We start from the raw sequence: 23,978 nt of genomic DNA on the forward strand, positions 1-23,978 counted from the left end.
TATAAATTTACTTTTTGAAAAATATAATCATTAAATTTACTTAAAAAAGTAATACAAAATTAATATGCAGTTTCAAGGGCAAATTTTAAAGATGATCAGTTTCGATGATCAACCTATTCAGTATTATCTTAATCTTTCCGGAGATCTGATTCATATGAACGAATTGTTTGGAAAAGAATTAACGGTAAAGCATACAGGGTTTCAGTGTGTGAATTGCGGGGAGGAAAAACCTATTTACAGAATGGGATTTTGTAAAAGCTGCTTTTTTGAAAGTCCATATGCCAGTGACACCATCATTCGCCCTGAGCTTTCCACAGCACATTTGGGAGTTGCAGAACGTAATCTGGAAGTTGAAAAAGAAATACAGCTTCAGCCGCATACGGTTTATTTGGCCTACACAGGGGAGGTAAAAGTGGGTGTGACAAGAAATACTCAGATCCCTACACGATGGATCGATCAGGGGGCGACTTTCGCTTTACCAATTGCCAGAACCGAAAACCGTTATGAAGCAGGAATGATAGAAGTTGCTTTAAAACAGCATGTTCCGGATAAAACAAACTGGAGAAAAATGCTTCAGGATGATTTTGAAAATGAAATTGATTTGATTGATTTTCAGCAAAAAATAAAAGAATATTTTCCTGAAGATTTCCAAAAATTTTACAGCGAGGGTGAAGATGTATGGAAATTTGATTTCCCTTATGAAAAACCTGAGAAGATAACGTCATTTACTTTGGATAAAAAGCCTGAATTTACAGGTAAATTAGTCGGGATAAAAGGTCAGTATCTTAGTTTCGAAGGTGGAAATTTTATGAATGTGAGAGGACATGAAGGGTACGTGATTGAGTTGCATGTGAAAAATTAATCCTATATTTAGGTGTATAATAAGAAACCAAATCACAAAAATGAAAAAATGGGTTAAAAAGCTTCTGATAAGTCTGGGGATTTTGTTTGTCATTGTATTGATGGCAAACTTTGGACTTAATATATGGCTTAAAACTCAGCTTCCTGATTATATAAAGAAAAATACAGATTATAAGGTTTCTTACAAATTGTTGGAGGTAGATCTGATGTCCGGAAATATTCTTTCAACCGGAATTACAGTAAATAGTAAAAATCCTCAAAATACTAACGTAATTGGACTTCAGGGAACTATTGATGCCTTGAAGATCAGTCGTTTTGGGATTTATGATGCTGTTTTTAATAAACAGATCAGCTCGTCTGATCTATTACTGTCAAAACCCAATCTGAATGTTGTTCTTGCCAAACCGATTGATCAGAAGACAGGAAAAAAAAGAAATCCTGTTTTGTTTGAAAATATCAGGATTAGTAAAGGTTCAATCAGCATTTTCAGGCATACCAAGCAAAAATTACTGTCGGTTCAGGAACTCGATTTATTTGTTGAGAATTTACAGATGACAGAAGAGTCTGTAGAAAATAAATTGCCCGTTGTTTTTGATAAATATGATATTAAAGGACAGAATTTCTTCTTTCGTCCGGATCCTGTTTATGCCTTAACCATCAATAAAATATCAACGAAAAATGGTCAGATGCTTGTTGAGGATTTCAAACTGATTCCTCTGCTGAATATCGATCAGCTTAAAAGATTTTATCCAAAGAAAACAAAGCTTTTTCAGTTTGATATACCAAGAATGGAATTTAAAGATATTGTTCTGAATAAAAATAAGGTTTCTCTTGCCAATGTTAATTTTCAACGTCCTAATCTTTTAATTTACAATACCAATGCTGTTCCCGTGAAATCCGGAAAGCCCCTGGATTTTGAAGCTGATCTGGATGATATTAAATTAAATAATGCAACGGTGCAGATTGTAAAACCTGATGGAAATAAGCTTCTGTATGCAAAGAGTCTTACATTAAATATTAATCAGCTAAAGTTTGATAAGCAAACAAGAGATCAGGTTATTCCGGTTGGATATAAAAGTTTTCAGTTTTCAGGAAAAGATATTTTATACTCCAATCATCAGAATTTTACGATTGGAAGTATTGCATTGAATCAGAAAAGTGGAGAGCTGAGAAATATATCTGTAGTTCCCAACACGGCTGATCCCGGAAAAAGATCAATGGATTTAAAAACAAATCTCGTTGCATTTAATATCAATAAAATAGAGCTTATTGATAAAAAACTGAATCTTGATATCAAGGATGTTTTAGTTGATAACGTGCATGGGATTGTAAAAGCAATAGAGCGTAAAGGAAAAAAAGTACCCAGGGAGAATAAAATAAATTCTATTCTGGTGAGAAAAATATCGGTTAAAAACTCAAATATTATTTATGATAAAGAGAATGAGCCTCTTGTTTTTAATGATTTGAATGCGACGGTTAATGACCTTCAGTTTACAGCCAGGCCTAACAACCATGGGCATACGGTTAAAGTCAGAGACTATTCGTTAACGACCCGAAATTTTGCTTACAAAACGCAGTTTTATAATATGAGCGTAGGACTTCTTGCATTAAGTAAAAATAAAGTTCAGATTACTGATTTTGCTATGAAGCCTCTTGTTTCGAGAGCTCAGTTTATAAAAATGATTCCTGTAGAACGGGATTTGTACGATATAAAAGCCCATCAGATCACCGCAGAAGGAAACTGGGACTTATTTTCGGCAAATAAATCCATCAGTGCTACTCATGTGACCGTGCAGGGAGCAGATGCTAATATTTTCAGAAGTAAAATTCCTAATGACGACCCGAAAGAAAAACCATTGTATTCCAGAATGCTGCGTTCAATAAAAATTCCGATGTTTATTAATAATCTGGATCTGAAAAATTCTATTCTGGTGTATGAAGAAGATACTCCTGAGAGTGCAGGCCCTGGGAAACTGACATTCGGTAACTTCAATATGAATGTTAAAAATCTGAACTCAGCAAAAATGAAGGGAAAACCTACACGTGTGGATATTAAGATCAATTGTTCTTTTATGAATCTGGCACCGTTGTCGGTCAACTGGAGTTTTGATGTTGCAGACCAGCGCGATTTATTTGCTATCTCCGGACGGGCTTCCAATCTTCCGGCGCAGGGAATCAACCCATTTATTCGTCCTTATCTTCATGTAACAGCTACCGGAACGATCAATGAAATGCTCTTTAATTTTAAAGGAAACCCTGCCGGTTTAAACGGGACATTTAATCTTAAGCATAGGGATCTTAAAATAACAATTCTTGATAAAAATAACCGTGAAAAGAAAGGCTTTCTGACGGCTATTGCTAATTTAGTCGTGAAATCGGATTCCGGGAGTCTACCGGAATCGGTAATGGTGGAAGGAGTTGAGCGCGATCCTACGAAATCTTTTTTCAATTTATTCTGGAAGGGAATTCAGGATGGATTAAAGAAAACATTAATCGGGATCAATGTTAAAAAAACGGAGAAGGCGGTGAAAAATACCGTTTCTGCAGTGAAAGATATGAAACAGTCTGTAAAGGAACTGAAACAGGAAATAAAAGGTCCGGATACCAAAAAAGAACAGCCACAACCTAAAGAAGAAAAGAAGGGATTCTTAAAAGGTATTTTCAAGAAAAAAGAAAAGTCCGAAACTGAATAATTTCGAACTGAATATATATATGTTTTTCACTTTAAAAATTGAATTCTTCACTTTCCTGAACCGGAATGTCTCTTAAAAATTTATCAAATTCTTCGCCGGGATAATTACTGTCTGCCCCGTAAGAGTCGATAATCATTCCTATATTTCCTGAAGTATCTTTTAAAACGTACAATACAGCGTTGTCATCAGGGTTGCTGTCACCTTCAAAACGATATGTTTTTAAGATGGTCAATTCATCAGGATGATAGTTTTTTTCAGAATTTTCAAACTTCATTTCGCAATGCTCATTCATTCTGAATTCCCTGTGTATGCCTCTTTCTGCTAGTTTTGACATGACTTGGCTTAAGGTGGTCATTCTGTCAAGATTATCTGTATTTTCCATAATAATATTTTTCTTAGTTACAACAATAATTAAACCATTACCATTAAAAACAGGGCATTTTGATTAATAATATTGACCCTAAAAAGATTTTCAATGTTAACAAAAATTATAATGTTAAAAAATAAATTGGGTATACTTTTTGCAATAGACAAATTATTAAATCGGACAAAATATGAAAAAAGAAGTTGGCGTTTTACTGGCAGGAGGAGTTGGTCTTTTGGCAGTATTAAGTATCATCGGAATCAAGAAAATATTACACAAAAAGGATAAAAAATATAGTGATGCCTATTCGGATTATCACAGACACTTTGATGATAAAAATCACGACGATGAATATCACGGAGTAGAATTTTACGCACTGAAGTAGTAAAAAAATATATTCAATTATGTTTGAATCCGGCACTATCACAGTGTTGGATTTTTTTGTGGAAAACTTTAATGTTAAAACTCATTATTTTATAAAAAATCCGTTCTAATTTTACATTATTATGCAGAACGAAAATATCATAAAAGGTCAGGGTGCTCAGCGAAATGTTATCAACCGTTTCGATAAGTATGCGTACGAGCCTGAAGATGAGGATTTCGAAACTGTAAAAACGACTTTCACTGAAGTTTTTCCGAAAACAATTGTCAATCAGGTGAAAAGTGAGGATTTGCCTATGGAATATTCAATGAATCCGTATCAGGGTTGTGAGCATGGATGTTCTTATTGTTTTGCAAGACCCACTCATGAATATTGGGGATACAGTGCCGGAATTGATTTCGAAAGAAAAATTATGGTGAAAAAAAATGCCCCTGAGCTTTTAGAGAAATTTTTTCAGAAAAGAGGCTATCAGCCGGCTTCTATTTTGCTTTCCGGAAATACAGATTGTTATCAGCCGGCAGAACGGCAATTTGAAATTACAAGAAAACTGCTGCAGGTTTGTCTTGATTACAGACATCCTGTCAATATTCTCACGAAAAATGCAATGGTTCTAAGAGATGTCGATATTCTTAAACCCATGGCGGAGCAGAATCTGGTTTCTGTATCATTAAGTATTCCCACTATTAATGAAGATTTGAGACGAAAAATGGAGCCTCGGACAAGCTCTGCAAAAAACAAGTTAAAAGCTATAGAAATACTCTCTGAAAATAAAATTCCCGTACACGTAATGGTAGCACCGATCATTCCGGGATTAAATAGTGATGAGCCATTATCTATTTTGAAAGAGATTTCAGATGCGGGGGCAAAAAGTTTTGGGTATACGCTGGTAAGGTTAAACGATACGGTAGAACCTGTTTTTGTAAAATGGATTGAAAACAGCTTTCCGGACAGGGCACAGAAAGTCTTAAACCTGATCCGGTCAATGAGAGGCGGGAAGTTAGGTGAAAAAAGGTATTTTGACAGGCAAAAAGGGGAAGGGAATATCGCGGAAATGATTCATAATACATTCAAAATAGGAAGAAAGAAATTTTTTGAAGGAAAAGAGTTTCCGAAATTGTCTACCGCTAATTTTACAGGGGCCAAAGATCAGCAATTGAGATTGTTTGATTGATTCTACTCTGCTGAGTTGCCTGGTTTTCAAAGGTGTTAGTGAAAAATATTTTACAGTTTGAAAATTTTAATTAAATAAAAAACCGTCTTTTCAGGACGGTTTTTTATATAGGTATTTTTAATTTTCAATTACATTGAATCATCCGGACATTTGAAATCGTCACTGCAGGCTGCACAGATTACAACTCCGTTACATGCGTACATGCAAAATTCCGGCTCCGGAAGTTTTACACCTCCTGCTCCTTTAATGCTTTTTAACTGGCCTTTGTTTAGTTTTTTTAGATTTTTCATATTGTTTTAATTAAAATTTTGATAGTATGGTAAATATAATTAAAATTTTATTCACTCAATTGATTGTGGTATTTATTTGTGAAAATTATTTTTTAAAGGTTGAAATTTTGTTTTAATGTCAAATTTAAAATCGTTTTATTAAGGATAAAATTATATAAAAGTTTGATTGTTAATTGAAAATGAATTATTTTTAAATACTAAAAAATACCAAAAAAACAAAAAACTATGAAAAACATCAGAAAATTATCAAGAGAAGAAAAGAAGGGAATTGCTGCTGGAGATTTGTCTCCTGCTTTCTGTATTGAGGGTGGAGGTCCCGGAACAGGAGGGTGCTCAGTCAATCATATTTGTTCCGGAGGAAGATGTATTCCATATGTTGATCCGGGAAATGGAGGGGGTGGAAGTGGAGGCGGAGGAGATACATATACCTGTATCTGCCCTTGGGGAACATTTACCCAATCTACTCCGTGTCCGGAATTTTATTGTATTACAGGATAAAAGAAGAGAATATTATTTAGCTTAAAACAAATAATGACATTATTCAGACATTACAAAAATGTAAAACAAAACGGGAGGGTATTGATTGTTCTCCTGTTTTCATGTTTTTATCCGGGCCAAAATATTACAGTTGATAATGAAAATGATTATCCGGTTATTGTTAAATATTCTCAGAAGAAAGCAGAAATTGGGGCTGGTCAAAAGAAAGAAATTAAGGAAAACGGATTGAAAAGTATTTCAGTACTTAATAAAAAAGATGAAAAACTGATAAAAGATATTCCCGTGTTTTTGAACCTTAGAGAATCCCTGGCAATAAGTATAGATAATAATACAATTAAATTTAAAGGAGATAAAGATCTGCTTCATCATTATGTCTATCAAGAGGTTGGGTCTTATCTTAGGCTTAAGATTGGAGAGTATCAAAAATATGATCAAAAAAATGATCCTCAGGGCTTTATTCGCACATCGGAAATGTATTTGGGTGATGTTCTCACAAAGGTTGAAAAATTGAATAATTCTCCGCAGGCAAGACAGGATATTCACTATAAAGAAATTGAAAAGCTTGTAAAAGAAGACTGGCTTTTTACCGTTTTCTCCAGTTTTGGAAGTGTAAAGTTGGGGAATACCGAAAAAAGCTTAATGCTTTATTATTTTGAAAAGTATTTTAAAAAAGATATTGATAACTATTCATGTAGTTCATGGGTTGACTATGATATTATTCGGAGATATGCGCTACACCAAAAAGTTTTAGGACTCAGTCTTCCAAAATATGAAATTGTAGAGCATTCTGACGATGACGATGTCAACCAATACTTGCCTTCAAAATGTCAGGAGCAATATTTCAGAAACTCGTATAAATTTTTGATTGGAAAAAAAGACCCGGTGAGAGCGGAAAAGTATAAAAAGATTTTAACAGAAAAGTTTCACGTGAAACTATGATACTAAATAAAAAACCGGGCAATGTACCCGGTTTTCACTTATTTTATTTCTTGATTAATCCTAATTCAATCAATCTTTCATGTAAAAATTCTCCTGCTGTTGTGTCGTCATACAATTTAGGATTGTTTTCATCTACACAATTTTCAAGAGCGTTTAAAGACATTCCGCTTACCGGGTGCATAAAGAAAGGAATTGAATACCTTGAAGTTCCCCATAATTCTCTTGGAGGGTTTACCACTCGGTGAATTGTAGATTTCAGTTTGTTATTGGTATGTCTCGAAAGCATATCTCCAACATTAATCATTAATTCATCCGGTTCTGCAATGGCATCAATCCAGTCTCCATTGTGATTCTGTACCTGGAGACCTTTTCCCTGAGAGCCCATTAAAAGGGTAATCAGGTTAATGTCGCCATGAGCTGCTGCTCTTACTGCATCATTCGGTTCTTCTGTGATTGGCGGATAATGAATAGGTCTTAAAATAGAATTTCCTTCTGCAATTTTATCATCAAAATAAAATTCATCAAGACCTAAATAAATAGCTAATGCTCTTAAAACATACTGTCCTGTTTTTTCAAGCATCTGGTAAGCTTCCTTACCTACTTCGTTGAATTTTGGAAGTTCATCAACGATTACGTTGTCCGGATACTCACTTTTGTATTGGGAATCATCAGACACATACTGTCCGAAATGCCAAAACTCTTTCAAGTCTCCTTTTTTGAAACCTTTTGCAGTCTCTTTACCGAATCCTACATACCCTCTTTGGCCTCCAATTCCGGGAATCTCATACTTCTGTTTCGTTTCCGTTGGAAGTTCAAAAAAGTTTTTTACCTCTCCATACAATTCACTCACCAGCTTATCATCAAGGAAATGGCCTTTTAAGGCTACAAATCCGATTTCTTCGTAAGCTTTTCCGATTTCATTTACAAATTTCTGTTTGCGTTCCGGGTCACCCGAAAGGAAATCACGCAGGTCTACACTAGGTATTTTATCCATTTTTAGAAATTTAACGTGGCTGCAAAATTACATTTTTTTTAAATTAAATGTTTTTAGAATTAAGGATTTATAAACTAAATTTGTCATATGAAAAAATATTCTTCTAAGAGAAGTATTCAAATACTTGCACATCTTCTCCAGCAGTACGGGATTTCAGATATTATTATTTCACCGGGATCCAGAAATGCTCCTTTGGCAATCCATTTTTCAGAAATGGCAGGTGTTTTTAATTCTTTTAGTATTGTAGACGAGAGAAGTGCGGCTTTTGTAGGAATGGGAATGGCGCTTAGTGAGAAAAAACCGGTTGCGATTACTTGTACCAGTGGCTCTGCAGCGGCGAATTATTATCCTGCTGTTACAGAAGCATTTTATCAGAATATTCCTCTTTTGATTTTGACGGCAGACCGACCTATGGACTATGTAGATCTTTTTGACGGACAAACGATCAGACAGAATAATATTTTTCATCAGCATTCTTACGGAGATTTCCAACTTTTGGAAGATAGCAAAGAAAATGCGGAAGACATTAATTTTGAGACGATAAAAAAAGCAATAGAACTTTGTTTTGAAAAGCAGGGTCCTGTGCATATTAATATTCCTTTGGAAGAGCCTCTTTATGAGCTGGTTTCAGAACTTCCCACTTTTCCGACCGTTGAAAAAACGATCAAGCATAAAGAATATGAAATTCCGTCCAACCTTGTGGCTGACTGGAATACATCTCAGAGAATTATGATTCTTGTCGGAACAAAAGACTACAGCCCTGAGCTTGAAAATCAATTGACGCAATTGGTTAAAAATCATTCTGTAGTTGTTTTAAGTGAAGCGAACTCAAATCTGTATCACGAGAAGTTTTTTAAACATATTGACCGTTATATTTATAATTTCACAGAAGAAGATTATAAAACCTATGCTCCGGATTTATTAATTACCGTTGGGCAGAATGTCGTTTCAAAAAAAGTAAAACAGTTTTTAAGAAAGGCACATCCAAAGCAGCATTGGCACCTTGATGAAGTTTGGCAGCCTGATACTTATTTTGCATTAACAGAGAAAATCGAGATCAAGCCGGAGGTTTTCTTTTCTAAGCTTCTGAAATTTGTAACTCTTGAGCCAAAGCCTTATTTTAATCTGTGGGATGTTTTACGAGACAAAAAAGATGCAAAACACGAGCTGTTTTTGAATACAATAGAGTTTTCTGACTTTTATTTTTTCAATAAAGCGGCACAGACAATACCGGAAAATTATAATATCCATTTCAGTAATAGCTCAGCGATTCGATATGCTCAGCTTTTTGACTTTGGAAAAAATAGAATCTACTGCAACAGAGGGACGAGCGGAATTGACGGTGCAACCTCCACAGCAATGGGGTTCGCAATTAAAAATGCGCATCCTACCTTGTTGATTACCGGGGATTTAAGCTTCCTTTATGATATCAACGGACTTTGGAATCAATATATTCCTCCATTTGTAAGAATTATCATTTTTAATAATGGAGAAGGGAATATTTTTAAAATTATTCCGGGACCCGGAAATGCCAATCCAAATACACTGGATGAATTTATCGCGACAAAACACCGCAAAAATGCAGAGCATTTAGCGAAACATTTTGGATTCTCTTATATAAAAGTAGAAGATGAACCTACTCTTGACAGGGTTATGGAAAACTTCTATAAACCGGATGTTCAGCCTAAAATATTAGAGGTGAATACTTACGGGAAAAATAGTGCTGACGTATTGAAAGCCTATTTTGAATTTATGAAAGAGAACTAAAGGTCTAAATATTCATCACTTCCCGGCAAATTAATAATTTTGGCAATAGGATAAATAAAGTTTTCATCAAAGTCATTTAAAGAGTTAATGAGTTGAAAATGAGAAAATTGCTTTATGTTTTGTAAAGTGATTTCAGTTTCTTTAATCTCTTTTTCCTTTAAAAGGCTTTGTCTTTGAACTCCATTCAGAAGATAGGTAGATGGGGTATACCATTCTTTCCCTTTTAAAAATAAAAGATTGGAGAAAGAGGTATCCGTAATGTGATTGTTTTTTACAATGATGATTTCTTCCGACTTGGACTTCATCTTCATTTTTTCAAGCTCTTTGCGGTCTTCAAACTTAAAAGAGTAATCAAAACTGTTGTTTTCAACCAACTGGAAGTCCACAATTTCAGGAATAGCATACGGAATCATCTGCGTGCGGAATTTTTTGTCCAGATCATAGACAATTCTTAATTTGAAAAGACCATCTTCGTCATGTTCTAAGTTTTTATAGATTTTGGCCAGATCTATAGAGCCTTCTTTTCCAAAATGGGCAAAAGTCTGATTAACTCGTTTTTGATGATATTCTATCAAGAAAACTTCCTGATCTTCTACTTTAATACTTTCAATGAATTGGGACATAAATTTTATTTTTCATTTCCTGATATTCGTCTTCTAACTTACTCATGTGTGTGATTCCGCCACCGCTTTTGAAATAAAGCTCATCGCCCTCTTTTTCAATAAAACGGATCATAACGCAGCTGTCTAGATTTTCACCGTCAAACCAACCGCAGACTCCGGTGTAATATCCTCGGTCGTACCCTTCTGCTTCAAGAATAATCTCTAGGGTCTTGGGTTTGGGAGCCCCTAAAATAGATCCGGCAGGAAGCAGTTTTTTCATGATGCTTCCCACTTTTCCATCAAATTCAGGTTTTAAAATCCCTGATATTTCGGAACTCATGGCATACAAATCCTTTTGCTGTGTTTTGATGAAATCAATATGCTGAAATTTATCAACTTTCACATCGTCTGCAACCATGCTAAGATCATTTCGGAGTAAATCTACCACCGTGTAATGTTCGGCTTTTTCTTTCTTATCATTTTTCAGGATTTCCGCGGCATTATCTAGCGATGCATCAATCGTTCCTTTCATCGGATAGGTCAAAATTTTACCGTCGATGATCTTTACAAAAGTTTCAGGAGAAAAAAATACGAAAAAATCTTTATAAAAAACTTTATATTTTGCAGTAGAATGATAAAAAATTTCTTCAAGGGAGAGATTGGTCTCTATTTTCGTTTTTCGGGTATAATTGACCAGATAAGAGTTTCCAAGGTGAATGTTTTTCTGAACTTTATCGAAGCCTGTTTTAAAATTTTCTAATGTTTCAGGAAATGATTTCCATTCTGTTTTTTTTGTGAGTTCTTGTGTGTGTGTGTTCGTTGAAAAGTTTTGAAAATCAATATGTAAACCTGATTTTTCAATCTCGTTTTGTCTGAAGATTTCAACATTTTCTGTAAGGAAGTCGATAATAAAGAAAAAGGGAACCTTCTGAAGAGAAAGTTCGTCCATTTCCATAAATTTTTGATGATTCATTGAAAACATTCGACAAAAGTAATTATTGATGTTTACTTTTGCACAAAATATTTTTTCAAAATGCAGAATAATTATCCACAGAAGCCGGGAATAAATTTAATGCTGAAGCAGGCGTTTTTCTATTGGAATAAAACATTGCTCTTCCAATTGATGTTTTCCATCGTCTATTTCGGAGTTTTTTTTACATCGATCTTTTTCTTCGCTTCAAAATACGGAATCTGGGATCAGCAGCAGGAATTGATGGAGGCCCTTAAGGTAAGTACGGAAGCCTATGTTCAGAAAGCCACGGAGCTGGGACAGACAGAGAATTCCCGTTATTTCAGTTATGCATTTTTGGGAACTATGGTTTTTTTATACCCATTGAATCTGGGATTTTTTCAAATTTTCAGAAAGGTAGATCTAAATGAAAAAATTGAACTCGGAGATCTTTTTGTAGGGTATAACGGATTCAATTTTTTTAAATATATCGGGTATGCATTGTTTTGGTTCTTGGTATATATGATGATTTTCAGAACGGTGCTATTGCCTGTTGTCTGGGTTATGGTAACCGTTTTTGTTGCTCCGTTGATGTTTTTCATGGATAAAAGAATCTTCGAAGCTATTTCATTAAACTTTAAAGCTTTGAGGATGTTTTTTATTGAAATATTTGTCTGTGTAATGGTGGCTTTCTTATTTAAATATTTGGGATTTGCTCTTTTTTTAATCGGAGGGCTGTTTACTTTCCCTTTTTGGAATGCGATTATTTATTCTATGTACAAAACTATTTTTTCTGAGAAAAATTAAATTTATGGATGTTTTAATGCTTTTTCTGCCAAAAAAAGTTAATTTTGGTAGTAACATTAAAAAATAAACACCATGTCAGAATTTAATGAATTTGACCAACAAGGGTCAGTCCCGAGTAAAGATACGGGATCTATCATTTCTCATGCCTTTGAAATGTATAAAGGAGTTTTCCTTTACGCGATCGTAGCTATGATCGTTTACCTTGTAGGAGGTTTCGTAATCCAGTCTCTAAGTGGCTTTAATTCTGCGGAGATGGCAGAAGAAATGCGAGGAGGTAACTATGATTATAATATTTGGGGAGCTCCCGGATTTACAGCGTATATGTCTTTATCGTGGCTTTTCGGGCTTTTGCTTGCACCTTTATATGTAGGATTAATCTACATTGTCAATAAATACAACACGAAAAACACTGTTGAGTTTTCAGATTTGTTTATTGGGTACCGACAGAATTTTGTAAATATTTTGATTTACAGTATTCTTTCCGGGATTATTTCTACTGTTGCGGCAGCACTTTGTTTCTTCCCTTTCTTCTTCGTATATCCATTGTTAATGTTGGGGTATCCTATCTTGCTTTTCGAAAATGCTTCTGCAACGGAGGCTTTAGGAAAGTCTTTTAATGTAGCTAAAGAGAATTATGGTACATTTTTAGGTGTAACGTTGCTAGGATTTATAATTTCTGTTGCAGGAGTTATCCTTTGCGGTATTGGGATTATCCTTACGGCTCCATTTATCATGATTGTAATGTACTCTTTGTATTGCGCTTTTTTAGGAAAACCAAGACAAATACTATTGAATAAATAATGAATAAAGATAAGCAGATAAGCAGTGTGGCAATAAAGCAGGTTTCTTTACTTGCGATTATTTTGGTGTTGACGGGATTGATCTGTTTTAACCTGGCGCTGTTTATACCTTCAGTATTAGGAGCGATTACCATTTATGTCGTGTGTAGAAGGTATAACTTTTACCTTCAGGAAGAAAAAAAATGGAAACCCTGGTTGTCATCACTGGTGCTGATGCTTGCGAGTCTTATTATTCTTATTCTACCTATTTATTTCATTGGAGATCTTTTAATTGCGAAGCTCGGAAATGCACAGGCCTATATGGCTAAGTTTAATGTATTTCTGGAAAAGATTCATACCTATATTTATTCAAAAACCGGATTTGATATCTTGAGTAAAGAAAATATGGACAAGCTTAAGAGTTCTGTGGGGCAGTTTTCGACGAAAGCGCTTAGCAGTACATTCAATACGCTTACTGTGATTATGTCCATGTATTTTATTCTTTACTTCATGCTGAATCAGCCAAGACTTTTTGAAAGAATTCTTGCTTCTTCAGCTCCATTAAAAAGATCGAATGTTTCTTTAATTGGAGAGAAGATGCGAAAGCTGATCATGGCCAATGCGATAGGAATCCCTGTTGTAGCTTTAGGTCAGGGGTTGGTAGGCTTGGTCGGATATTTTATTTTCGGAGCTCCGAGTCCTGTTTTGCTGTTTGCTCTTACAGCAGCGGCTTCTATGATTCCAGTGGTGGGTGCAGCGATTGTTTATATTCCGGTTTGTGTTTTTATGATTGCAGAAGGAGATACTGGTCACGGGCTTGGTCTGGCGGCTTATTGCTTGGTTGTAGTCGGATTAACGGATAATTTGCTTCGTTTTACACTTTTAAAAAAGCTGGAAGATATTCATCCTCTGAATACGGTCTTCGGAATTATTATGGGAATGAATTTATTTGGTTTTATGGGGTTGATCTTCGGGCCGATTTTGATTTCTCTTACCCTTCTGTTAATTCAGGTGTACAGAAATGAATTTTCAGATGAAGATACTCCGGAACTGATGCTGCCGGATAATAAAGATGATGCAGAAAGTAAAACTGATTTAATTGTATAAAATGGAAGGGATAAATCCGGAAATATTAAAAGAAATTTGTGTAGTAAAGATGCCGTTCGGTAAATATAAAGATACCATTCTGGCTGATTTACCAATAAGTTACCTGGAGTGGTTTCATAGAAAAGGAATGCCTCCCGGAAAACTGGGTATGCAACTCTCAACAATCTATGAAATCAAACTGAACGGTTTAATGGACCTTTTAGCTCCGATTCGGTCAGGGGTAGTAAGTTATGAAAAGCCTAAAACAAAAATATATAAGTTTTAATAAAAAGTTTCGGCGATCTCGTATTAACGAGATCGCCGAAACTTTTTTATCTGATAAGGTTAAAGAATTATTTAGGTTCCCAAAGCTCAACTTTGTTTCCTTCAAGATCAAGAATATGAATGAACTTTCCGAAATCATAGACTGCTATTTCATCCAGAATTTCAACATTTTCTTTTTTTAATTCTTCAACCAGTGCTTCCAGATTATCTACTGTATAGTTAATCATGAATTCTCTGGCAGAGGGTTCAAAATATTTTGTTGTTTCAGGAGAAGGGCTCCATGTTAAAGATCCTTTCGCATTGGATTCAGCGACTGCTTTCCATTCGAATGTTGCTCCATATTCATTAACATCGATGCCCAGATGTGTTTTATACCATTCTTTCAATGCTTTAGGGTCTTTGCATTTAAAGAAAATTCCTCCGATGCCGGTTACTTTTTTCATTTGTCGTTCCGTTTTTATTTGTTGATGTTTTAAAAAATAATTATTCTTTTAAAGCCGCAATTTCATCTCTCAGTTTGGCTGCTTTAATAAAGTCAAGGTTCTTTGCAGCAGCTTCCATTTCTTTTTGTTTTTGAGCGACGACTTTTTCTATGTCTTCATTGCTGTAGCTTGCTTTTGTTTCTGCCACTTTCTGCAGAATCTCTTTCTGGGTGTATCTTTCATCCGGAAAGTCCTTGCTTCTTCCAACCAGGTTTTCAGATATTTTTTTATTTAATGCTTGAGGCACCTGTCCGTGTTCTTCATTATATTGCATCTGTTTGGCACGACGGTACTCAGTCTCGTCTAAAGTTGCCTGCATGGATTTTGTAATCTTATCGGCATACATGATTGCTTTTCCGTTAATGTTTCTTGCGGCACGGCCGACCGTTTGAATCATAGATCGTCGGCTTCTAAGCATTCCTTCTTTATCAGCGTCAAGGATGGCAACCAGCGAAACTTCAGGTAAATCCAGACCCTCTCTTAAAAGGTTTACCCCGATTAAAACATCAAAAAGGCCAAGACGCAAATCCTGCATGATCTGAATACGTTCCAGGGTTTCAACATCAGAGTGAATATATCTCGTTCTGATGCCGAATTTGGTGAAATATTTGGTTAGCTCTTCTGCCATCTTTTTCGTCAGGGTTGTTACCAGAACTCTTTCATCGACATCGGATCTTTTCTGAATTTCCTCCATTAAATCATCGATCTGATTTAAAGACGGTCTTACCTCAATAATAGGATCCAGAAGTCCGGTCGGACGGATAATCTGTTCAATATAGGCACCGCCTGTTTTTTCCAGTTCATAGTCAGCTGGAGTTGCAGAGACATAAATTACCTGATTCTGAATGCTTTCAAACTCCTCAAACTTCAAAGGTCTGTTGTCCATAGCTGCAGGAAGTCTGAATCCATATTCTACCAAAGATTCTTTTCTGCTTCGGTCACCTCCGTACATCGCATGAACCTGAGGTACTGTAACGTGACTTTCATCAATAACCATTAAAAAATCTTTTGGAAAATAATCCAGCAGACAGAAAGGTCTTGAGCCCGGAAGTCTGCCGTCGAGATATCTTGAATAGTTTTCAATTCCGGAGCAGTAACCGAGCTCTTTGATCATTTCAAGGTCAAGTTCGGTTCTTTCCTGTAGTCTTTTCGCTTCTAAAGGTTTTCCGACTTCGCTGAAGAAATCCACCTGTTTTACCATGTCATCCTGAATGTTTTTAATGGCTCCGTTCAGGGTTTCTTTAGATGTAACAAAAAGATTGGCTGGATAGATCTGAATCTGTTCAAAGCTCGATGTAACGTTTCCGCTTACAGGATCAAAACTTTGGATTTTTTCAATTTCATCACCAAAAAACTGAATTCGGACAGCATTATCGGCATAAGCAGGAAATACATCAATAACATCTCCTTTTACACGAAACGTTCCTCTTTGAAATTCACTCAGTGTTCTTGAATAAAGAGCATTAACTAATGAATGGAGAAGTGCCGTTCGCGTAACTTTTTCGCCAATGGCAATTGAAATTAATGATTTATGAAACTCTGTAGGGTTTCCAATACCATAGATACAGGAAACAGATGCCACGATCAGCACATCCCTCCTTCCGGAAAGTAAGCTTGCTGTGGCAGAAAGACGGAGTTTTTCTACTTCCTCGTTGATACTCAGGTCTTTTTCAATATATGTTCCGGTAGTGGCAATATAAGCTTCCGGCTGATAGTAATCATAGTAACTTACAAAATATTCTACGGCATTTTCAGGAAAAAATTCCTTAAATTCCATAAAAAGCTGAGCCGCCAATGTTTTATTATGAGCTAAAACTAAGGTCGGTTTCTGAACATTCTGAACAACATTGGCTACCGTAAATGTTTTACCGGAACCTGTTACCCCCAATAAAGTCTGATACTTTTCGCCGATTTCCACTCCTTCGGTGAGTTTTTCGATGGCTTTTGGCTGGTCACCGGTAGGTTTATATTCTGATTGAAGTTTGAATTGCATAAGAAAATGATGTTGTATAACAAAAGTACAAAAGAAATGACAGACATCAGAAGTATTTGATGTCGCAAAACGGAGATTAAATATTTTATCTGTTAATCAATGAACTGCAGAGTGTTTTTCTTTTATTGTTTGAATTTGATAAAATAGATTGTTAAATTTTTCTTATTTTGTTTATTTTGTAATAATAGTGGTTTTTTAAAGGTTTATTTATAATGTATTATTCTTAATTTTGGATTATATTTGTTTTTAAATCAATAAAATTAATAATGAAACAAAATTTACTCTATCTTTTTCTAGTGTGCTTTTTTGGAACTTTTTATGGTAAGGATTCAGAATTGCCATTGCCTCCAAGCACAATTTTAATGTATGATGAAGCTGTTTTTTATGATATGTATGCCACTACGGTTAATCAGCCGTTACCAGCAGGAGCTACCCGACTTAGCAACAGCACATATACAAAAAAAATGACAGATGCTCAATTGGATTCTTTTGGAAATCAGGTTACTATGAACATTACGATTGGCGCTTTGTGTGATAATTATGACCGACTTGCCCATGTTTTTCTGGCATTTGCACCTAAAGGAGCAACAGCATATGACACAAATACGGTTACAAAAATAGAATTAGGGAGGTTTATTACTCCTTTTATGAACAAAAATATTTCCCCGACAAGCGTACCCTATATTTTTCAGATTGATAATGCGGGGGCGATTTTTAAAGATGCTTCATTGAGAAGCCAATATGATTTTTGGATAGAATTTACCGTATTAGGAGTTCCTTATGCTGCGCAGACCCAGGTTTCGGGGTGTGCCTCAAGAATTGATACATTTAAAGGTTCTTTAAGTTTTGTGACGGATAACAACACTTCTATTCCTGCTGTAAACAATTTGTTGATTCCTATGGCGGCGATTAAAAGTCTGAATAATTATGCCGCAACAGATGAGCCTGGGCAGACCATCAGAATTTTATCTTTTGCTTTAAATAGTACACTTAATAACGCAACGTTTAATTTGATAACTTCTAACCACGGAGCCAATTCCGGAGGGGAAGAATATGTTAGGAGACAGCATTATATTTATCTTAATGATCAGCAGATTTTCACCTATAAACCTGGAGGGGTTTCGTGTGAACCTTACAGACAGTATAATACTCAGGGAAACGGAATTTATGGAGCAAGTCCTCAGTCGGCTGCATGGTGGGCGTCCTGGAATAATTGGTGTCCCGGTAGCGCTATTCCGATCAGAAAAATAAGCGTGGGAACACTGCTTCCCGGAAACCATGCTTTTATGATCAGTGTTCCGGATGCTCAGTTTGTAGGGCAGCAGGGGGATTTTCCTTTGTCGGTTTATTTACAGGGTGATGCCGTAAATGTTTTAGGGGTAAAAGATGTTTCCGTAGCAGAAGTAAAAGTGTACCCAAATCCTGTGGTAAATGTTGTTAAGATATCAAGTTCTAAGAAAATCCGGGAAACTGAAATATATTCTATAGACGGAAGGTTTATAAAGAAATTTAATGGGAACGAAGCTGATGTGAGTGATCTTTTATCTGGAACCTATATTTTAAAAGTATCATTTGAAGATGGGGTTTCATTTAAACATAAGATTATTAAAAAATAATATACAAAGCACTATAATATCTATGGTGCTTTTTTTATGGCATTATTTTTCCATTCATATTTTTAACCTCAAATCCTATTTACTATGAAATTTAATCACTACTATGTTCCGTTTCTAAGCTTATTTTTAGTTTTAACATCTTGTAAAAAGAACAATGCGCAGGCTCAGCAGGTGGGCAAAGATGGAAGTGTCGAAACAGAAAAGCCCAATTCTCCGGAGTATAAACCAGCTTTTGCAGGGCAGACAAGGATTAAAGCTGCAAAAACAACGACGCCTTATAATGTTGAAATTCTAAGTAAAGATCTGGGAAAACCATGGGGAATTATCAATCTACCGGATGGCCAATTTTTAATTACAGATAAAAGAGGTCATATGAATGTAGTCTCTGCAGACGGAAAGCAGATTTCCAAAATTGAAGGTTTTCCAAAAGTTGATGCAAAAGGACAGGGAGGAATGCTCGATGTAGCGCTGGATCCTGATTTTAAAGCCAATAATATTATTTATTTCAGTTTTTCAGAGCCTTTTGGTAAAGGAAACCTTACTTCTGTTGCCAAGGGAAAACTTTCGGCAGATTTAAAAAATATTTCAGAGGTTAAAGTTATTTTCCGTGCAGAGCCTTCTTACGATGGTGATAAGCATTACGGAAGCAGATTGTCCTTTGATAAAGACGGAAATCTCTTTGTAAGTACGGGGGAAAGATCTGATAAAGAAACCAGGGTATACGCCCAGAGAACAGATAATTTTCTGGGGAAAATATTAAAAATCACAAAAGAAGGGAAACCTGCTCCGGGAAATCCATTCATTGGAAAAGCTGGATTTAAGCCGGAGATTTATGCCTATGGAATCAGAAATCCTCAAGGAATGGCCATTGATCCGAACGGCACACTCTGGGATGTTGAAATGGGCCCGCGTGGAGGGGATGAAATCAATTTAATTCAGCCCGGAAAAAATTACGGATGGGGTGATGTAACCTATGGAATTGAATATTCCGGAGATAAAATTAATAACGGAACGACCCAGAAAGCAGGAACAGAACAACCTGTTTACTATTGGGATCCTGTGATCTCTCCGAGTGGAGTGACATTCTACACTGGAAGTATAGAAGAATGGAAAGGAAATTTGATGATCGGATGTCTGAGTGGTGAGCACATTAACCGAATTGTGATGAAAGATAACAAAGTGATAGGGGAGGAGCGTCTTTTGGCTGATCAGAAAGAAAGATTCAGGGATGTTCTTAATGGTTCGGATGGAAATCTTTACGCTGTCACAGATAGTGGAAAATTGTATAAAGTCTCAAAAAAATAAGTCTTTTTTATATATCAAGGCTCGGGCTCAAAACAACGTTTTGAGCCCGAGCCGCTTTTAAATGTTGTTCAAGTAATTTTTTTTAAAATCGAAAATTAAACCTTGCAAAAGCCTGCCTTCCTGCAAAACCCATCTGAACGGGATCAAAAATACCTCCACTTTCTGTATTACCGTCAGATACAGCGCTCTTTTGTAAGGTAGGATATCTGTTAAACAAATTTTTGCTTCCGAGTGTCAGGCTGATGTTTTTGGTGAATTCATATCCGAATGACAGGTCGGTCGTCACTTTAGGATTATACGTCTGATAGTCGTCAGGTCCGTTATAGCCAATCAAAGTGATTTTGTCAAATCTTACAAGCTGTATATTGGCATTGAACTTATTGATTTTATAATTTAAGTTTAAATTAATCTTGGTTTTCGGAGCTGATGCCAAAATAAAAGCTCTCTCTCGTGGGCTTAAATAAACATCTTCTTTTCCTTTTAATTTTTCGGACGTATTCACTTTTGTGATTTCCATTTCGTTGTAGTTTCCTGCCAATGTTGCTGTAAGCTTTCCTTTTCCGATGTTTTCATTATAACTTAAGATCACATCAATGCCTTTCGTTCTGGTATCCATAGCATTAGTGAAAAACTGTGCCTGATCAATATGATTATCTATTAAAATCTGTCCGATAGCATCGTCATCCTGTGAAAAATTTCCGGTTAACACAATCCGGTCTTTCACTTTGATGTAGTACCCGTCAACAGTGGCTGTGAATTTTCCGGTATTAAAGGTAAATCCCGCGCTTCCATTGACAGAAGTTTCCTGCTTTAGCTGAGGGATTCCCACTTCTTTTGCGAGATCACTGTCGTTAGAAGCGAGTTGTATGGTAACTAAATTTCCGCCCTGAAAATTGGTAAACTGTAAACTGTAATATTTCTGAGCCAGGGAAGGAGCTCTGAAGCCCGTTGATACCGACCCTCTGAAAGCTAATTGTGGCGTTATTTTATACCTTGTTGAGAATTTCCCGTTGATGGTACTTCCAAAATCATTATAATTTTCAAATCTTCCGGCAATGCTGATCATCCAGTTTTTGGTGATGTCCAGCTCTGTATCGATATAAGCTGCAAAATTATTCCTGCTTTTATTGACTTCTTGCGAATATCCTGGAAAACCCTGAGATCCGCCCGGTCTTATTTCTCCGCTTAACGGGTTGGTAACCAGTAAGCTTTGATCTGTATTCGCGGTTACGATATTTCCATTGATATCATACATGGCATAAGAAGCTTCCTCTCCTTTGATGATGTTGAATTTCTCATATCTGAATTCTGATCCGAATGCAACATTTAAGCCTTCCAGAATATTAAACTGTTTGGCGGCATTGAAACCTGTTGTATTTTGTAATAGAGAATGGCCTCCTGCGCTAAAACTTGTCGGAGAATTCATTCCTAAAGTTGCATTGATGGTATTGTCGATCTGGTAATTAAATCTGTTGCTTCCAAAAGCATTATAGAAATCGACATCCCAATCTGCAATTTTAAATTTTAAGCCATTGTCAAAGGTAAAATCTGTAATATTTGTATTTTGAACGGGATTGAATCCATTGGGATAAACTTCAGGAATGTTCCCGTCTGCATCTGCACTTCTTGTCCATGCGTAAGCGTCTGTTTTCCGCTGTGAAAACCCTTGTCTTGAATAAAATTTCAAATTATCTGTCAAAGGAACTTCAATATTTCCGAAGAAATAAAAATTCTGTGATTTTGCATCACCAAATCTTTGTCTCGGTGCATCATATTTTTCAGGATTGGCATTTCTGATAGCATATTCTTTGTTAATGAATTCTGCTGTAAAGTTTCCGAAGCCTCCTTTTGAGCCAATTTTTGTTCCGAAATTTCCGCTGAAATCAAATGTGTTTCCGTCTATTTTACGATCTGAAACCACATCTTTATTTCCCGGACTTTTAAAAAGATTCATCCCATAAAAGGCATTTCCTTCAAAACCTTTGTCGCGGTCATTCAGAATAACATTGATGACGCCTGCAATAGCATCTGAACCATATTGTGCAGCAGCTCCGTCCCGGAGAACTTCGACTCTTTTTATGGCTCCAATCGGAATGGTATTCATGTCGGAACCGGTGTTTCCTCTTCCTTTGGTTCCAAAAAGATTGATTAATGAAGATTGGTGATATCTTTTTCCGTTAAGTAAAAGTAAAGTCTGATCCGGCCCTAATCCTCTTAGTGTTGCTGGGTCCACGGCATCGGCACCATCTGATCCCGATTGCTTGTTTGAGTTGAACGAAGGGGCTGAAAACTGTAAAAGCTGATTAACATCTATCTGCCCCGTGGCCTGACTTACCTGTTTTATATCAATGACATCAATAGGTACGGGAGTATCGATGACTGTTCTTTTCTTGTTTCGGCTTCCGGTAATGGTGACTTCATCAATTTTTTTTTCTTTTGAAATCGTATCATTTATTTCCTGCGAATACAACATAGAGGTTGCGCCAAGAAAAGCAGCACTTAAATACTTTATTTTCATATCTATTGAATTTTGATTTGGGATTTAAATCAAAAATATTAAAATTTGATTTCAAATCAGTATAAAAATACTTGAATGTTTGAAAAGTATTATGCGGTATCCTTAAATATTTAAAGATTAGTAAATTTTGTATTGGTTATCTTGTATTTGTTAATTATTTTTTTGATAAGGATATGAATAAAAAAAACCGAGAACAAATCTCGGTTTAAGTTTTATGCTTCTTCCAGCTGAACAGTGAAGTGTCTCAACAAATCCGGTTCCCATGTAATTTTATAGCCTTTTGCAATTTCATCACGTCTTTCATATACGTTTTTGATCGCTGCAGCAATATAATCCATGTGGTTGTTTGTATACGTTCTTCTAGGAATCGCCAAACGTACCAATTCCAGTTTAGGATAACGGTTTTCTCTTGTCTCAGGATCTCTGTCTGCTAATAATGTCCCGATTTCAACGGTTCTTATTCCTGCTTCTTTATAAATCTCAAGACCTAAAGTCTGTGCAGGGTATTCTGAACGGTCAACTTTTGGCAAGAAATTCAAAGAATCAATGAAAACAGCGTGTCCTCCGATTGGCTTCTGAACAGGAATTCCATATTCAATTAATTTATGACCCAGATATTCAACCTGAGAAATTCTGCTTTCCAGATAAGCAAATTCAGTCGCTTCATCAAGACCTACTGCCAAAGCAGCCATATCTCTTCCCGCCATACCTCCGTAAGTAATGAAACCTTCGTAGATAATCGTAAAATTAGATGCCTTTCTGAACACTTCTTCACTGTTTAAAGCAATGAAACCTCCGATGTTTACCAGACCGTCTTTTTTAGAACTCATTGTCATTCCGTCTCCGTAAGAGAAAATTTCTTTACAGATATCTTTAATGGTTCTGTTTTCCTGTCCGGCTTCTCTTTTCTTAATGAAATATGCATTTTCAGCGAATCTTGCAGAATCGAAAAATACAGGAACTCCATATTTATCAGAAAGCTCTTTTACGGCTTTCATGTTTTCCAAAGAAACAGGCTGTCCTCCTGAAGAGTTACAAGTGATTGTAATTAAACAAAAAGGAATATTCTCTTTAGGATGGCTTTTATAAACTTCTTCCAGTTTTTCAAGGTTGATGTTTCCTTTGAATGGGTGAAGGTCATTAATGTCAAAAGCTTCATCGATAGTACAGTCGATTGCGTGCGCTTTTCTGAATTCGATGTGCCCTTTTGTAGTGTCGAAGTGAGAGTTCCCCGGAACTACATCACCCTCTTTTACTAAAACTGAAAATAATACGTTTTCAGCGGCTCTGCCCTGGTGTGTTGGCAGAAGATATTTGAATCCTGTAATATTCTGTACGGTTTGGTGCAGCTGCTCGAATGAACGGGAACCTGCATAGCTTTCGTCACCTGTCATTAAAGCGCCCCACTGTCTGTCAGACATTGCTCCGGTTCCGGAATCTGTTAACAGATCGATAAAAACCTGTGAAGATTTTAAGTTGAATAAGTTATAGTTTGCGTCTTTTAGCCACTGTTCTCTTTCTTCTCTTGTTGATTGACGGATCTCTTCAATCATTTTAATACGGAAAGGTTCCGCGTACGGTAAATTCATGATATTTA

22 protein-coding genes are annotated in these 23,978 nt (G+C 36.0%); 13 read left to right on the top strand and 9 right to left on the bottom strand.

Going from position 1 to position 23,978, the window contains the following annotated elements:
- Positions 1-64: 64 nt before the first annotated feature.
- Entirely contained in the window at positions 65-862 is a 798-nt protein-coding gene (locus M2373_RS08515) for a DUF2797 domain-containing protein (RefSeq protein ID WP_259109547.1), read from the top strand.
- Between the two features lie 40 nt (positions 863-902).
- Positions 903-3,554: a hypothetical protein gene (locus tag M2373_RS08520; RefSeq protein WP_259109549.1), complete on the top strand. Its 2,652-nt coding sequence runs from the start codon at positions 903-905 to the stop codon at positions 3,552-3,554.
- Positions 3,555-3,585: 31 nt separating this feature from the next.
- On the opposite strand, the gene M2373_RS08525 is transcribed toward M2373_RS08520, so the two are convergent.
- Entirely contained in the window at positions 3,586-3,936 is a 351-nt protein-coding gene (locus M2373_RS08525) for a hypothetical protein (protein WP_259109551.1), read from the bottom strand.
- Between the two features lie 172 nt (positions 3,937-4,108).
- Between M2373_RS08525 and M2373_RS08530 the strand changes: the two genes are divergently transcribed.
- Positions 4,109-4,303 carry a hypothetical protein gene (locus tag M2373_RS08530; protein ID WP_259109553.1) on the top strand — a complete coding sequence of 65 codons (195 nt, stop codon included), beginning with the start codon at positions 4,109-4,111 and terminating at the stop codon, positions 4,301-4,303.
- Positions 4,304-4,424: 121 nt separating this feature from the next.
- A complete protein-coding gene (locus M2373_RS08535) occupies positions 4,425-5,471 on the top strand; it encodes a PA0069 family radical SAM protein (protein ID WP_259109555.1) in 1,047 nt (348 codons plus the stop codon).
- Between the two features lie 128 nt (positions 5,472-5,599).
- Here the strand turns inward: M2373_RS08535 and M2373_RS08540 are convergent, their stop codons facing one another.
- Positions 5,600-5,761: a bacteriocin-like protein gene (locus M2373_RS08540; RefSeq protein WP_259109557.1), complete on the bottom strand. Its 162-nt coding sequence runs from the start codon at positions 5,759-5,761 to the stop codon at positions 5,600-5,602.
- Between the two features lie 225 nt (positions 5,762-5,986).
- On the opposite strand from M2373_RS08540, the gene M2373_RS08545 reads away from it, so the two are divergent.
- On the top strand, positions 5,987-6,259 hold the full coding sequence (locus M2373_RS08545) for a hypothetical protein (RefSeq protein WP_259109560.1): 273 nt from the start codon (positions 5,987-5,989) through the stop codon (positions 6,257-6,259).
- A gap of 33 nt (positions 6,260-6,292) precedes the next feature.
- Positions 6,293-7,198, top strand: a complete 906-nt coding sequence (locus M2373_RS08550; protein ID WP_259109562.1) for a hypothetical protein — start codon at positions 6,293-6,295, stop codon at positions 7,196-7,198.
- Positions 7,199-7,241: 43 nt separating this feature from the next.
- On the opposite strand, the gene M2373_RS08555 is transcribed toward M2373_RS08550, so the two are convergent.
- Positions 7,242-8,192, bottom strand: a complete 951-nt coding sequence (locus M2373_RS08555; RefSeq protein WP_259109565.1) for an isopenicillin N synthase family oxygenase — start codon at positions 8,190-8,192, stop codon at positions 7,242-7,244.
- Between the two features lie 87 nt (positions 8,193-8,279).
- Here M2373_RS08555 and menD point away from each other — a divergent pair, with 87 nt between their 5' ends.
- Positions 8,280-9,959, top strand: coding sequence for a 2-succinyl-5-enolpyruvyl-6-hydroxy-3-cyclohexene-1-carboxylic-acid synthase (menD, locus tag M2373_RS08560; protein WP_259109568.1), 1,680 nt, complete (start codon positions 8,280-8,282; stop codon positions 9,957-9,959).
- On the opposite strand, the gene M2373_RS08565 is transcribed toward menD, so the two are convergent.
- Both M2373_RS08565 and M2373_RS08570 read right to left on the bottom strand, forming a co-directional pair.
- Positions 9,956-10,582, bottom strand: a complete 627-nt coding sequence (locus tag M2373_RS08565) for an aminotransferase class IV (protein WP_259109569.1) — start codon at positions 10,580-10,582, stop codon at positions 9,956-9,958. The genes menD and M2373_RS08565 overlap by 4 nt on opposite strands.
- Positions 10,566-11,543 carry an aminodeoxychorismate synthase component I gene (locus tag M2373_RS08570; RefSeq protein WP_259109571.1) on the bottom strand — a complete coding sequence of 326 codons (978 nt, stop codon included), beginning with the start codon at positions 11,541-11,543 and terminating at the stop codon, positions 10,566-10,568. Before M2373_RS08570 ends, M2373_RS08565 begins: the two co-directional genes overlap by 17 nt.
- A 51-nt stretch (positions 11,544-11,594) precedes the next feature.
- Between M2373_RS08570 and M2373_RS08575 the strand changes: the two genes are divergently transcribed.
- The 4 genes from M2373_RS08575 (at position 11,595) to M2373_RS08590 (ending at position 14,468) form a co-directional block, all read left to right on the top strand.
- Positions 11,595-12,317 carry a hypothetical protein gene (locus M2373_RS08575; protein WP_259109574.1) on the top strand — a complete coding sequence of 241 codons (723 nt, stop codon included), beginning with the start codon at positions 11,595-11,597 and terminating at the stop codon, positions 12,315-12,317.
- Between the two features lie 72 nt (positions 12,318-12,389).
- The gene (locus M2373_RS08580) at positions 12,390-13,118 is read left to right on the top strand and encodes a beta-carotene 15,15'-monooxygenase (RefSeq protein ID WP_259109576.1); all 729 of its coding nucleotides are present in this window, start codon (positions 12,390-12,392) and stop codon (positions 13,116-13,118) included.
- Positions 13,118-14,203 (top strand): AI-2E family transporter, encoded by a 1,086-nt coding sequence (locus M2373_RS08585; RefSeq protein ID WP_259109579.1) that lies wholly within the window; start codon positions 13,118-13,120, stop codon positions 14,201-14,203. The genes M2373_RS08580 and M2373_RS08585 overlap by 1 nt, the downstream gene beginning before the upstream one ends.
- A 10-nt stretch (positions 14,204-14,213) precedes the next feature.
- Entirely contained in the window at positions 14,214-14,468 is a 255-nt protein-coding gene (locus M2373_RS08590; protein ID WP_259109778.1) for a DUF3820 family protein, read from the top strand.
- A 67-nt stretch (positions 14,469-14,535) separates the two neighbouring features.
- Here M2373_RS08590 and M2373_RS08595 read toward each other — a convergent pair whose 3' ends face one another.
- Complete coding sequence (locus tag M2373_RS08595; protein ID WP_259109581.1) at positions 14,536-14,910, bottom strand: VOC family protein; 375 nt, start codon at positions 14,908-14,910, stop codon at positions 14,536-14,538.
- A 40-nt stretch (positions 14,911-14,950) separates the two neighbouring features.
- Positions 14,951-16,942 (bottom strand): excinuclease ABC subunit UvrB, encoded by a 1,992-nt coding sequence (uvrB, locus tag M2373_RS08600; protein WP_259109583.1) that lies wholly within the window; start codon positions 16,940-16,942, stop codon positions 14,951-14,953.
- A gap of 266 nt (positions 16,943-17,208) precedes the next feature.
- On the opposite strand from uvrB, the gene M2373_RS08605 reads away from it, so the two are divergent.
- A complete protein-coding gene (locus M2373_RS08605) occupies positions 17,209-18,558 on the top strand; it encodes a peptide-N-glycosidase F-related protein (protein ID WP_259109586.1) in 1,350 nt (449 codons plus the stop codon).
- A gap of 84 nt (positions 18,559-18,642) precedes the next feature.
- Positions 18,643-19,863, top strand: coding sequence for a PQQ-dependent sugar dehydrogenase (locus M2373_RS08610; RefSeq protein WP_259109589.1), 1,221 nt, complete (start codon positions 18,643-18,645; stop codon positions 19,861-19,863).
- Between the two features lie 82 nt (positions 19,864-19,945).
- Here M2373_RS08610 and M2373_RS08615 read toward each other — a convergent pair whose 3' ends face one another.
- Positions 19,946-22,381 carry a TonB-dependent siderophore receptor gene (locus M2373_RS08615; RefSeq protein WP_259109591.1) on the bottom strand — a complete coding sequence of 812 codons (2,436 nt, stop codon included), beginning with the start codon at positions 22,379-22,381 and terminating at the stop codon, positions 19,946-19,948.
- A 212-nt stretch (positions 22,382-22,593) separates the two neighbouring features.
- Entirely contained in the window at positions 22,594-23,970 is a 1,377-nt protein-coding gene (locus tag M2373_RS08620) for a tryptophanase (RefSeq protein ID WP_259109594.1), read from the bottom strand.
- Positions 23,971-23,978: the final 8 nt, after the last annotated feature.

The sequence above is a fragment of the Chryseobacterium sp. JUb7 genome (assembly GCF_024806495.1).
Lineage (GTDB): Bacteria > Bacteroidota > Bacteroidia > Flavobacteriales > Weeksellaceae > Chryseobacterium.